General features: G+C 73.7%; 14 protein-coding genes. 6 read left to right on the top strand and 8 right to left on the bottom strand.

The window, feature by feature from the left end; genetic code table 11:
- Positions 1–130: 130 nt before the first annotated feature.
- Together QL983_RS07425 and QL983_RS07420 are read left to right on the top strand one after the other, a co-directional pair.
- Positions 131–571, top strand: coding sequence for a hotdog fold thioesterase (locus QL983_RS07425; RefSeq protein ID WP_020624653.1), 441 nt, complete (start codon positions 131–133; stop codon positions 569–571).
- Positions 568–885, top strand: coding sequence for an antibiotic biosynthesis monooxygenase (locus tag QL983_RS07420; RefSeq protein ID WP_020624654.1), 318 nt, complete (start codon positions 568–570; stop codon positions 883–885). Before QL983_RS07425 ends, QL983_RS07420 begins: the two co-directional genes overlap by 4 nt.
- 149 nt (positions 886–1,034) lie before the next feature.
- On the opposite strand, the gene QL983_RS07415 is transcribed toward QL983_RS07420, so the two are convergent.
- Positions 1,035–1,589 carry an SRPBCC family protein gene (locus tag QL983_RS07415; RefSeq protein WP_036339559.1) on the bottom strand — a complete coding sequence of 185 codons (555 nt, stop codon included), beginning with the start codon at positions 1,587–1,589 and terminating at the stop codon, positions 1,035–1,037.
- Between the two features lie 110 nt (positions 1,590–1,699).
- On the opposite strand from QL983_RS07415, the gene QL983_RS07410 reads away from it, so the two are divergent.
- On the top strand, positions 1,700–2,113 hold the full coding sequence (locus tag QL983_RS07410) for a DUF4259 domain-containing protein (RefSeq protein ID WP_036339561.1): 414 nt from the start codon (positions 1,700–1,702) through the stop codon (positions 2,111–2,113).
- A 52-nt stretch (positions 2,114–2,165) separates the two neighbouring features.
- Here the strand turns inward: QL983_RS07410 and QL983_RS07405 are convergent, their stop codons facing one another.
- From QL983_RS07405 to QL983_RS07390, 4 genes are read right to left on the bottom strand one after another with little or no spacing between them, the layout of a single operon-like run.
- Positions 2,166–4,643, bottom strand: coding sequence for a heavy metal translocating P-type ATPase (locus QL983_RS07405; RefSeq protein WP_069941383.1), 2,478 nt, complete (start codon positions 4,641–4,643; stop codon positions 2,166–2,168).
- 3 nt (positions 4,644–4,646) lie between these two features.
- Positions 4,647–4,865 (bottom strand): cation transporter, encoded by a 219-nt coding sequence (locus QL983_RS07400; RefSeq protein WP_069941384.1) that lies wholly within the window; start codon positions 4,863–4,865, stop codon positions 4,647–4,649.
- A 41-nt stretch (positions 4,866–4,906) separates the two neighbouring features.
- Positions 4,907–5,287, bottom strand: a complete 381-nt coding sequence (locus tag QL983_RS07395) for a metal-sensitive transcriptional regulator (RefSeq protein ID WP_002856860.1) — start codon at positions 5,285–5,287, stop codon at positions 4,907–4,909.
- A 10-nt stretch (positions 5,288–5,297) separates the two neighbouring features.
- Positions 5,298–6,092 (bottom strand): protein-tyrosine-phosphatase, encoded by a 795-nt coding sequence (locus QL983_RS07390; RefSeq protein ID WP_129867021.1) that lies wholly within the window; start codon positions 6,090–6,092, stop codon positions 5,298–5,300.
- Positions 6,093–6,290: 198 nt separating this feature from the next.
- Between QL983_RS07390 and QL983_RS07385 the strand changes: the two genes are divergently transcribed.
- Complete coding sequence (locus tag QL983_RS07385; RefSeq protein WP_129867022.1) at positions 6,291–7,535, top strand: chorismate-binding protein; 1,245 nt, start codon at positions 6,291–6,293, stop codon at positions 7,533–7,535.
- 310 nt (positions 7,536–7,845) lie between these two features.
- On the opposite strand, the gene QL983_RS07380 is transcribed toward QL983_RS07385, so the two are convergent.
- Positions 7,846–8,118, bottom strand: a complete 273-nt coding sequence (locus QL983_RS07380) for a three-helix bundle dimerization domain-containing protein (RefSeq protein WP_081091283.1) — start codon at positions 8,116–8,118, stop codon at positions 7,846–7,848.
- A gap of 345 nt (positions 8,119–8,463) precedes the next feature.
- On the opposite strand from QL983_RS07380, the gene QL983_RS07375 reads away from it, so the two are divergent.
- A complete protein-coding gene (locus QL983_RS07375; protein WP_129867023.1) occupies positions 8,464–9,336 on the top strand; it encodes an oxygenase MpaB family protein in 873 nt (290 codons plus the stop codon).
- Positions 9,329–10,726 (top strand): 23S rRNA (adenine(2503)-C(2))-methyltransferase RlmN, encoded by a 1,398-nt coding sequence (gene rlmN / locus QL983_RS07370; protein ID WP_036384305.1) that lies wholly within the window; start codon positions 9,329–9,331, stop codon positions 10,724–10,726. Before QL983_RS07375 ends, rlmN begins: the two co-directional genes overlap by 8 nt.
- Before the next feature lie 75 nt (positions 10,727–10,801).
- Here rlmN and QL983_RS07365 read toward each other — a convergent pair whose 3' ends face one another.
- Both QL983_RS07365 and QL983_RS07360 read right to left on the bottom strand, forming a co-directional pair.
- A complete protein-coding gene (locus QL983_RS07365; RefSeq protein ID WP_036316730.1) occupies positions 10,802–11,284 on the bottom strand; it encodes a pyridoxamine 5'-phosphate oxidase family protein in 483 nt (160 codons plus the stop codon).
- Between the two features lie 64 nt (positions 11,285–11,348).
- Positions 11,349–11,828: integrase core domain-containing protein (locus QL983_RS07360; protein ID WP_290152094.1), on the bottom strand; the 480-nt coding region annotated here is incomplete at its 5' end.

The raw sequence follows: 11,828 nt of genomic DNA, 5'->3' as shown, positions 1-11,828 counted from the left end.
GCCTCATACCTCCTGCGGGAACGCCCCGCCGGCCTCGTTGGCCCCGGCCCGAGTCAACAACGTCATGCCCTCCTACACCTAGGCGCGGGGCGGCGCGACCTGCGACACAGACCTGCGACACAATGGGCCCATGACTGAGACCCCCCAGAGCTCGTCCGGCCAGAGCCGGGACGAGATCCTCGCCCGCCTCGAGGAGATCTACGCGAACGACCCCGCGGTGCGCGAGCACGGCGTCACCCTCGGCGAGGTGGCCGAGGGGCGCGTGGTGCTGCACCGCGACGTCACCGCGGACATGGTGAACTCCCACGAGATCTGCCACGGCGGCTTCCTGTTCCACCTCGCGGACTCGGCGCTGGCGTACTGCGTGGCGACCTTCGGCGCCGCCCCCGTCACCCGGCGCGCCGAGATCACCTACGTGGCGCCCGCCAGGCTCGGCGCGCACCTCGTGGCGACCGCCCGCCAGTCGGTGGAGTTCGGCCGCGACCGCATGATCGAGGTCGGCATCGAGGCGGACGGCCAGCTCGTCGCCTGGTTCACCGGCCACTCCACGAGCCCGCGGGTGCACGCGTGAGCGCCGGGCAGGACGCGACGACGGCCGGGCCGGTCGTCGAGTCGGTGGAGCTGCACGTGGCCGCGGGGGCGGAGGCGGCGTTCGAGGCCGCCGTCGCCGAGGCCGAGCCGCTGTTCCGGGACAAGGGCGCGACGTCCTTCGCGCTGTCCCGGCAGGTGGAGGACCCGGCGCGCTACCGGCTGCTGATCGGCTGGCGCACGCTCGAGGACCACACCGTGGCCTTCCGCGAGTCCGACGCGTTCCTCGCGTGGCGGGCGCTCGTCACCCCGCACCTGGCGCAGCCGCCGGCCGCGACCCACTGGTCCGCCGTCTGACCCCCGCGCCCCCCGCTCTCGTTCGGGAAACGGCGGTCCCCGGCGCGTTTTCGTTCGAGAAACGGCGCGAGGGCCGACCGTTTCCCGAACGAAAGTGCCCGACACGCCGCCGTTTCCCGAACGAAAGTGCCGACTGAGACGCGGTCGGTTCAGAGGTGACGGCCGGCCAACCGCGTGAGGCTCGACTGGATGCCCCGCCCGTTGTCCGCCGGCACCCGCAGCAGCTCGTACGCGCGGCGCACGGCCGGCCGGGCCCACGAGTAGTCGAAGGTCTCGGTGACCTCGGTGGTGCCGTCCCCGTTGTCCTGGAACGCCCAGCGCCACCGGTGTCCGCCCGGGTGGGCCCACTCCACGAGCTCGTCCTCGTCCACGGCGGTGGCGGTCAGCGTCATCGTGTACGGCACCCCGTACTTCCGCATGGCCACGCGGAACCGGTCGCCCACGGCCAGCCGGTGCGGCCCGCTCACCTTCGGCCGCACGGTCCCGGACCCGTCCGCCTCGTGATGGCGGTGCGGGTCCGCGAGCATCGCCCACAGCTCGTGCGCCGGCGCGGCCACGGTGGCCCGGTAGGACACCTGGTGCTCGCCGGTCTCCACGCGCTCGGGCCACGCCGCCTGCGGGGCGGCCTGCGGCAGCCCGGACGACGACGGCGCGGCGGACTCGGTCTCGGGGGTGGCGGACGAGGGGGTCGGCTCGGTGCTCATGTCGCCCAGTCTAGGAACTGCCGCGGACACCGGAAGCGGAGGCGACGGCACCCCTCGGCGGGACACCACAGCACTCTTGCCGGGGCCCACCCCGGGCCTAGGGTCAGGTCATGGGCGCATGGGGCAGAAACGTCTTCCAGAACGACACGGCGCTGGACATCGTGGACGAGGTCCTCGACGGTACCTTCGACCTCGACGAGTTCCGCAGGAACTTCCGTCGCGACGAGGACGAGGGCTACCTGACCGCGAGCCAGGGCGCCGCACTCCTCACCCTCGGGGCGCTCGTGCGGATCGCTCGGAACGAGGACCACGCGGACCTCGAGGCCCTGCTCGAGCACGCGGAGGCGGACGAGGTGGACCTCACCGCCTTCATCGGCCAGTTCTCGGACGAGGACATCGAGACCCTGCGCGAGCTGATCGGCGTGGTCATCCGCGAGCCCTCCTGCTCCGAGCTCTACCAGCTCTGGGAGGAGTCCGGGGAGCTCGAGCAGTGGCTCGAGTACTCCCGCGAATGCCTGCCCTGACCGGCCGGCCGGCCGGCCGGGGTGGACCCGGCTCGGCCGGCCCCGCCCCGGCTCACCGCGCGTAGCGGGTGAGCCGCAGCGAGTTCAGCACCACGAGCACGCTCGAGGCCGCCATCGCGCCGCCGGCGATCATCGGGTTGAGCAGGCCCAGGGCCGCGACCGGGATGCCGAGCACGTTGTAGGCGAACGCCCAGAACAGGTTCATCCGGATGATCCCCAGCGTGCGGCGGCTCAGGTCGAGCGCCTGGACCACCTGGTGCAGGTCGTCGCCCATCACGGTGATCTGCGCGGCCTCGCGGGCCACGTCCGTGCCGGAGCCCATCGCGATGCCCATGTCCGCGGCAGCCAGGGCCGGGGCGTCGTTGACGCCGTCGCCGACCATGGCCACCACGTGACCCTCGGACTGGAGCCGGCGGACCACGTCCACCTTGTCCTCGGGGCGCACGCCGGCCACCACGTCCTCGGCCGGGATCCCGACGGCGGCCGCCACCTGGGTGGCGACGGCGGCGTTGTCCCCGGTCACCAGCAGCGGGCGCAGGCCGAGCTCCTTGAGCCGGGCGATGGCGTCCGCCGAGGTCTCCTTCACGGTGTCCCGCACGGACAGGACGCCCGCCACGCGGCCGCCGACCGCGACCCACACGGCCGTGGCGCCGGCCTGCTCCGCCGCCTCGAACGCGGCACGGTGCTCGGCGGGGATGCCGCCGTCGAGGGCGGTCTCGAGGACGGAGCCGCGGCCGACGGCCACGCGGACCGGATCCGGGCCGGCGGCGCCGTGCGCGCCGGAGCCGAGGGCACCGTCGTCGTGGGGGAGGGCCACCAGCCCGGACACGCCGCCGCCGGCCGTGGAGGCGAAGTCCGCCACGCCGGGCACGGTCAGGCCGCGCTCCTCGGCGCCGGCCACGATCGCGCGGGCGATCGGGTGCTCGGACCCGCGCTCGACGGCGGCCGCCAGGGTCAGCAGGACGTCGGCGGCCTGGTCCGGCGCCGTTTCGTCAACGAAAGCGCTCCGGGAGGCGCCCGTTTCGGCCACGAAAGCGGGGTCGAGGACGAGCACGTCCGCCAGCGCCATGCGGCCCTCGGTCACGGTGCCGGTCTTGTCCAGCACGATCGTGTCCACGGTGCGCGAGTCCTCGAGCACCTCGGGGCCGCGGATGAGGATGCCCAGCTGCGCGGCGCGGCCGGTGCCGGCCAGCAGGCCGACCGGGGTCGCCAGGCCGAGGGCGCACGGGCACGCGATCACGAGCACGGCCACGCCGGCGCGCAGCGCGGACGGCAGGTCGCCGGTCACGATCAACCACACCGCGAAGGTCAGCACGGCGATCCCGAGCACGATCGGCACGAACACGGCGGAGATGCGGTCGGCCAACCGGGCCACGCGCGCCTTGCCGGTCTGCGCCTCGGAGACGAGCCGCCCCATCTGGGCGAGCGTCGTGTCCGAGCCGACGCGCGTCGCGCGGGCCACGAGCCGGCCCGAGGTGTTCAGGGTGGCGCCGGTGAGGGCGTCCCCGGGGCCGACCTCCACGGGCACGGACTCGCCGGTGAGCAGGGAAGCGTCCACGGCCGAGGTGCCCTCGAGCACCTCGGCGTCCGTGGGCACCTTCTCGCCGGGGCGGATCAGCACGACGTCGCCCGGCGCGAGGGACTCGGCGGGCACCGTGCGCTCGGCGTGGGTCTCGGGGTCGTAGAGGGTGGCCTGGGCCGCGCCCAGGTCCAGGAGGGCGCGCAGCGCGGCGCCGGCCTCACGCTTGGCGCGGGCCTCGAGCCAGCGGCCCAGCAGCAGGAACGTGGTGATGACCGCGGCCGTCTCGAAGTACAGGCTGTGGTGGGCCATCTCCGCCATGGTCCCGCCCACGTGGGCGGTCATGTCCGGCGCCAGGATCAGCTCCACGGCCGAGTACACGAAGGAGACGAGCACGCCCACGGACACGAGGGTGTCCATCGTGGACGAGCCGTGCCGGGCCGCGCGGAACGCCGCCGAGTGGAACGGCCACGCCGCCCACAGCGCCACGGGCGCCGCCAGGGCGAACGCGACCCAGCCCCAGTGCGGGAACTGCAGCGCCGGGACCATGGAGATCAACACGAGCGGCACCGTCAGCACCGCCGCGCCGATCAGGCGCGGCTTCAGCACGTCCTCGCCCGGACCGTGGGCCATGTGGTCGTGGTGGTCCACGCCGTCATGGTCCGCGGCGTGGCCCTCGCCGTGGTCGGAGGTGTGCGCGTGCCCGGCGTGTCCCGCGTGTCCCGCGTGCCCGGCCTGGCCGGCCGGCGGGGCGGGACGGCGCACCGTGGCGCCGTACCCGGCCTTCTCGACGGCGGCCACGAGCTCCTCGTCCGACACGCCGGCGGGCGCGGTGACGGTGGCCTGTTCGAGCGGCAGGTTCACGGACGCCGTGACGCCCTCGAGCTTGCCCAGCTTGCGCTCGACGCGACCCACGCACGAGGCGCAGGTCATGCCGGTGACGTCCAGGTCGACGCGGCGGGTGGTCTCGGTTTGCGGGCCGGCCGGGGTGGAGGAGGCGGGGTGGGTCATGGGTCAGGCCCCCACCAGCGTGTAGCCGGCCTCCTCGACGGCGGCGCGCGCGGCGGCGGGGTCGAGGGGGCCCTCGGAGGTGACGGTGGCGGTGGAGACGCCCCCGGCGTTCAGGTCCACGTCCACGGCGGAGACGCCGGCGATCTCGCCGAGCTCCTCCTGGACGGAGGCGACGCAGTGGCCGCAGGTCATGCCGGTGATCTTCAGGTCGGTGGTGGTCATCTCGTGCTCCTCGTGCGGTGGTGGGTGGGCGACGGCGCCGGTCAGCGCAGCAGGCGGCCGAGGGCGGCCGTCGCCTCGGCGACCTTCTCGTCGATGAGCTCGGTGCGGCCTTCCGCCTCGGCCTGCACCGCGGCCTCCGCCACGCAGTGACGCAGGTGCTCCGAGGTGAGGTTCAGGCTGAGGGACTGCAGCGCCTTCGTGACGGCGGCGACCTGCGTGAGGACGTCGATGCAGTACACGTCCTCGTCCACCATGCGGTGGAGGCCGCGCACCTGCCCCTCGATGCGGCGCAGTCGAGCGAGGTGCTTCGCCTTGTCCCGGTGCACCTCGTGCGGGGGCCGGTGGCCGTCGCAGGCGTCCGCCGCGGCGGACGGAAGGGGCGAGGCGGCGGCGGGCGCCGTCGTCGTGCTGTCCGTGCTCATACCCCCTGTTCTATACCCCAGGGGGGTATAGGTCAAGGGGTCGGCCGACGCGGGTGCCCTCCTCCGGCAGCGGGGTGGCGGCTTCGCCCAGATCGGCGATCAGGCCGCGGACCTCCAGGTCCAGGGCGTCGCGCACGCCGCGCACCTGCTCGAGGCTCATGCCGCGGATCGACGGCACGGACCACTTCTGCACCTGCGCGCCCTCGGGGATCTCGAACGGATCCGCGCCGTCGAAGAGCACCACGATCTCGGCGGCCCGGAGCACGTCCGGGTCCAGGCCCTTGGTGTACGTGTGGTGCAGCGGGATGCCGATCTCGTTCATCGCCTCGAACGCGGTGGAGATGACCTCGCCGGCGGGCTCCGTGCCGGCCGAGCGGGCCCTGACCGCGCCGTGGGTGCGGTTCTCGAGCAGGGCCGCGGCCATCTGCGAGCGGCCGGCGTTGCCGTGGCAGACGAACAGCACACGCGGGTGGCGGGACTCGATGCTGCCCTGGTTGATCGCCCTGGCGCGCAGGCGCGAGGCGGCATGCTGCACCGAGATGGTCGGCAGCATCTCCGGGTGGCGGCTCGTCTCGGCGAGCTCGGCGTAGGAGTCGAACAGGAGCTGACGCACCGTCGCCTCGTCGGCCACGCCGGGGAAGCGCGCCATCAGCGGCCCGACCTCGCGCTCGAGCACGTGCGCGGCCATCCCGTGCGGCACGGGGTCCACCGCGGCGGGGATGTCCGGCGCGGCCGTCGTGTCCAGCGGCATGTCGTCCACCGCCGGTGCGTGATCGGCGTGGGGGTCCGGGGGGATGGGTGCCATGATGCGAGTCCTCCGGGGAAGGCGGTCGGCTGAACGCGAGGTGAACGGGTGCCCCCACCCTGCGACGTCGGGTGTGCCGGCGCAAGCCTTGACGGGATCCCACCGCGCCCGACGACGCCGCTCGCCGCCGTCGTCGGGGCGGCGGCCGAGGCCCGGGCCCGGAGCGGGGGTCCGCCGAGGTGGGAGAGAATGGGGGCCATGTCTGTCCGCTCCCTGCTCCCGGACCTCGGCGCCCCCGCGACCGGGGCCCCCGAGGCCGCCGTCCCCCCGTTCGCCCGGGCGGTGCTGTGGGCGCACGGGGACGACGCGTGGCGGGGCGAGGGCGGCTGGACCGTGCTCCTGGACGGCACCGACCGGCTCCACCGGCTCTCCGCGCTGTGGCAGGCCGCCGTCGCCGGACGACCGGACCCGACGGCCCCGCTGCGGGGCTGGATCTCCTCGACCTTCGCCGATGACTCGCCCGAGCCCGCGGTCCTGCGGATCCCCGCGGATCTGCGCCGCGCCACGCCGTCCGGCGTGCGAGACGTGGCCCAGCACGTGGACGCGGACGCGCTCGCAGCCGCCGTCGCCGCGGACGGTGCAGCCCGGTTGCTGGCCGACGGCGCGGCGCCCCTGCCCGCCGACGTCGCCGACCGTGCCTGGGACGACGCCGGCTACGCGGCCGGGGTGCGCGAGCTGCTGACGCGGATGGCCGACTCGGGCGGGGAGCTGGCGAAGGTCGTGATCAGCCGCACGATGACCGTCCCCGCGGACGACGCCGACCTGTGGCGGGCGATCGGGGCGCTGCGCCGCGAGTACCCACAGACCTGGGTGTTCGCCGTCGGCGGGCTGCTGGGCGCTACGCCCGAGGTCCTCGCCACGCGGCACGCGGGGCTCGTGGGCTCGCGGGTGCTGGCGGGGTCCATGCCGCGCGGCGCGGACGAGGAGGAGGACGCCGCGCTGCGGGAGCGGCTGGCCTCTGATCCGCGGTTGGCGGAGGAGCATCGCTGGGCGGCGCGGTCGGTGCTGGACGCGCTGGCGCCCGTCGTCGACCTCGCCGATGACGACCCCGCGCCCACCGTCCTGACCCTGCCGAACGTGCACCACCTGGCCACGTCCGTGCGCGGCCGGCTGCGGGATGGGCGGGGGACCGTGCTGGACGTGGTGGCCGCGCTGCATCCGACGGCGGCCGTCGGCGGGACCCCCACGCCGGACGCGGTGAGGGTGATCGCGGAGGTCGAGCCCGTGGACCGCGGCCGCTATGCGGGCCCGGTCGGGTGGCTCGACCAGGACGGCGACGGCGAGATCGCCCTGGCGCTGCGCTGCGGCCAGCAGGTGCCCGGCGGGGTGCGGCTGCAGGCCGGGGGCGGGATGGTCCCGGGAGCGGTGCCCGAGGAGGAGGTCACGGAGATCCGGGCCAAGTTCCTGCCGATGCGCCGAGCGCTGGGCGTCGCCGAGGACTGAGGTCTCCCGCGCTTTCGTTCGGGAAACGGCGGCGTGTCGCGGTGCTTTCGTGTGGGAAACGGCGCCGCACGCCGGATTCGCGTGAGCGGCGATGGAACGGCGCCCCGGAGCGGACGTGCCGGTCGACCTCGTCAGCAAGGAGCGGTGACGCCGTTTCTCGAACGAAAGCGTCCTGGGGCCCGCCGTTTCCAGAACGAAAGCGTCCTGGGGCCCGCCGTTTCCCGAACGAAAGCGTCTGGGACGCGAGAAGACCCGCCGGCCACGGCCCCTCGCGGGGCGGGCCGACGGGTCGTCGCGTCGGTATGGGGGATCAGGCGGCGACGGCCATGGCCTCGTGGGCCGGCGTCGCGGCCTGGAGGCGGCGGGTGGCCTCGCGCTCGGCGAGGGCCGGCAGGAAGGTGGTGATGCGGGCGCCGCGCTTGAGGTCGGCGACGACCTCGCGGACGACCGAGCGGACGGTCTCGGCGGTGACGGTGCCCTCGAAGCGGCGGAGGAGGGTCTCCTCGACGCGCTGGAGCACGTGGCGCTGCATGAGGGGGCTCGGGGTGGCGGGCAGGTGGTGGCTGGTCGTGTTGATGCTCACGGTGAGCACCTCCTTCGGTTGCCGGACCATGAGTCCGGCGGATCGTCGCGGCGGGGCCGCGGGTGATGGGTTCGGTGGAGTCCCAACCTCGCGTTCCGTAAACGCTAGGTGAACTGCTTGTGAACAAGTTTACAGATTTCCTCCCGGAGTGCAACTCCGTGTTCACCAACGTGACCTGTGACACCCTGTTGCGCCCGCCTGTATGCCGCGAAATCGGCGCCATCACGCTACTTTCGTGTCGAGGCGCCACGAGCGGCAGGCGAACAGCAAGATGAACAGAAGGTGAACGGCACCGTTCATCTCGGCCCCCTGCCCCTCCGCCCGGCCCGGTGCGAGGCTGGGACCATGCGCCCCGACTGCCACTCCGCCCCGACCTCCGCGGCCGCCCTCGCCCGCGAGGCCGTGATCCTCGCCGGTGCCGGTGCGGCGATCCTGCTCCAGGTGGCGCACCGGCCGGTGGGGGCCGGCGTCGCCGTCCACTCCCGGTTCACCGAGGACCCGATGCGCCGGCTCCGCCACACGCTCGCCTACATCTACGCGGTCACCCTCCCCGAGGCCGCGCCGTTGCGCGACGCGGTCGTCGACCGGGTGCGGGCGGCGCACCGCCCGGTCCGCGGGCTCGACGCCGGAGGCCACCCCTACGACGCCGCCGACCCGGACGCCCAGCTCTGGGTGGCCGCCACCCTCTATGCGATGGGGGAGCAGGTGCGCCGCCGGATGTGGGGCGCCCTCGACGCCGAGGACGCCGACCGCCTCTACCGCGGGTACGCCCCGCTCGCCACGAGCCTCGAGGTCCCCGCCTCCGCCTGGCCGGTCGACCGCGCAGCGTTTGCGGACTACTGGGACGACCGGGTGGCCCGGCTCGAGGTCACGGACGACGCGCGGCGGGTCGCCGCCGACCTGTTCTCCGGCCAGGGCGTCCCCGCGCCGCTGCGGGCGGCTATGCCCCTGGCCCGGTTCGTCACCGCCGGTCTCCTCCCAGGCCGCGTGCGCGCCGGCCTCGGCTGGTCCTGGACCGGGCGGGACTCCGTCCGGGAGGCATGCCTCTGGGGGCTGGCGCGCACCCTGTACCGGCCGCTGCCGGCGACGGTGCGCGGCGTCGTCGTGGGCTGGGTCCTGCGGGGGCTGCCCCGGACGCGGGAGCCGCGTGGCGCCGTCGTCGCGGAGGCGACCCGCCGCGATGTCCGCCCCGTCTGGGAGAATGGTGCCGATGTCTGACTACCAGCCCCGCCGCCCCGGATCGAAGCCCACCCCGAACCGCCAGAGGGACCGCGCCGGCAAGCCGGCCCTCGGCCGCCCCGAGCGCGGCCTGATCGACGAGTCCGAGGCGCGCCAGCTCGCCGAGGACCGAGAGCGCATGCGCCGCGCCGGCGTCGGCCACCAGCTCTCCGCGCCCAAGCGCCGCGAGGCCGCCACCGCCGAGCGCCCCCAGGTGATGCCGAAGACCGAGGGCTGGACCCAGCCGATGGGCCCGGACGGCCGACCGCAGCTGCAGTTCAAGCAGCCGCGCGTCTCCCAGCCGCCCACCCACCTGGCCGACCTCACGCTGAAGGAACGGCAGGAGAAGGCCAAGGAGATCGGGCTGCCGGCGTTCCGCGCCAAGCAGCTCTCGGTGCACTACTTCGAGCACTACACCACCGATCCGGAGCAGATGACGGACCTGCCCAAGGACAAGCGGGAGGCGATCGCGGAGGCGTTCTTCCCGCCGCTGCTCACCGAGGTCCGGCGCATGGAGACCGACCGCGGGGACACCGTCAAGTTCCTGTGGCGGCTGTTCGACGGCGCGCTCGTGGAGTCCGTGCTCATGCGGTACCCCGGCCGCGTGACGCTGTGCGTGTCCAGCCAGGCCGGCTGCGGGATGAACTGCCCGTTCTGCGCCACGGGCCAGGCCGGGCTGACCCGCAACATGTCCACGGCGGAGATCGTGGAGCAGATCGTGCTGGCCAACCAGGTGATCGCCCAGGGCGGACTGGGCGGCAAGCGCAAGGACGGCGGGCACGACGCCGACCGCGTCACCAACGTCGTGTTCATGGGCATGGGTGAGCCCCTGGCCAACTACAAGCGCGTGATGGCCGCCGTGCACCGCATGGTGGACCCCTCGCCCGAGGGTCTGGGCATGTCCGCGCGGAACATCACGCTGTCCACTGTGGGCCTGGTGCCGGCCATCCGGAAGCTGGCCGAGGAGGGCGTGCCGCTGACGTTCGCGCTGTCCCTGCACGCGCCGGACGACGAGCTGCGCGACGAGCTGATCCCCGTGAACTCACGCTGGAAGGCGGACGAGGCGATCGACGCCGCGTACGACTACTTCGTGGCCACCGGGCGCAGGGTGTCCATCGAGTACGCGCTCATCAAGGACATGAATGACCACGCGTGGCGCGCCGACCTGCTGGCCAAGAAGCTCAACGCCCGGGGCAAGGGCTGGGTGCACGTGAACCCGATCCCGCTGAACCCGACGCCGGGCTCCATCTGGACGGCCTCGGAGAAGGACGTGACGCGCGAGTTCGTGGACCGGCTCAACGCCGCCGGCATCCCCACCACCCTGCGCGACACCCGCGGCAAGGAGATCGACGGCGCGTGCGGCCAGCTGGCGGCCGAGGACGTCGACTGACCTGTCGAGGTCTCCTGCGCGGCGCTCGCCGGCCCGTCCGCGGATGAGCCGCGGGGCCGGCGTCGGGAAGCGCCGTCAGAAGCGAACGGTCTCGCTGTCGCCCGGCTCGGCGGTCCCGCCGGTGACCTTGGCCTTCACCATCTCGACGGCGGTGGCCACCGCGCCCGGGGACTCCCAGAACTGGGCGGTGTTCACGTCCACGCGCACGAGCACGATCTGCGGATCCTCGGGGCTCGAGCCCTCACCGAAGAACGCCTCGGTGGCGGAGTTCCAGAACTCCTTCTTGCGGGCGTCGTCGCGGACGAGCTGACCGTGGCCCGCGAGGGAGGCCCAGAAGTCCTTGTCCTGGACGGCGACGTTGACCGGGCGCTGCGGGGCGTCCGCGGCGACGTCGGAGGTGGAGCGCGTCATGAACCAGAGCGTGCCGCCGTCCTCGGCCTGCTGCAGGCCCATCGGGCGGGTGACGAGCGTGCCGTCCGCCTCGGCGGTGGTCAGCATGCAGACGTGCACCTTCGCGAGCTTCTCGAGCAGATGGGTGCGGGGATCCTGGGTGCCCATGGCGTGACTCCTTCGTCGTCGGGTGCCGGCGCCCTGATGCGGCCACCGGCTCGTCGAACCGACCCTAGGTGTAAGAGGTCATGACGTTGTTGACTCGGGCCGGGGCCAACGAGGCCGGTGGAGCATCTCCGCAGGAGGTATGCGGCCGATGGTAGTTGTAGTGGTTCACCCACACTGCCAACGCCTCACGCCGGGCCGTCTCTGAGGTATACGGGCGGGCGTAGAGGACCTCATCGACCATCAGCCGGTTGTAGCGTTCGACCTTCCCGTTATGGCGGGGCGTGTAGGGCCGGATCCGGTGGTGCCGGCCCCCGAGCGAGACCACCTTCGCGGTGAAGTCCACGGCCCGGTAGTTGTTGCCGTTGTCCGTGATCACCCTGTCGATCCGGATGCCGTGGGCGGCGAAGAACGCCCGCGCCCGGCAGAAGAAGCTCACGGTCGTAGCTGCCCGCTCATCGGGCAAGGCTTCGGTGTAGGCCAGGCGGGTGAACCCGTCGATCGCCGAGTGCAGGTAGGTGTAGCCGACCCGTCGGCCAGGCCCGCG

Origin of the sequence: Micrococcus sp. APC 4021 (assembly GCF_030407635.1) — a bacterium.
Taxonomy (GTDB): Bacteria; Actinomycetota; Actinomycetes; order Actinomycetales; family Micrococcaceae; genus Micrococcus; species Micrococcus luteus.
The sequence above is the reverse complement of the archived record's forward strand: the minus strand, read 5'-3'. Positions and strand labels throughout refer to the sequence as shown.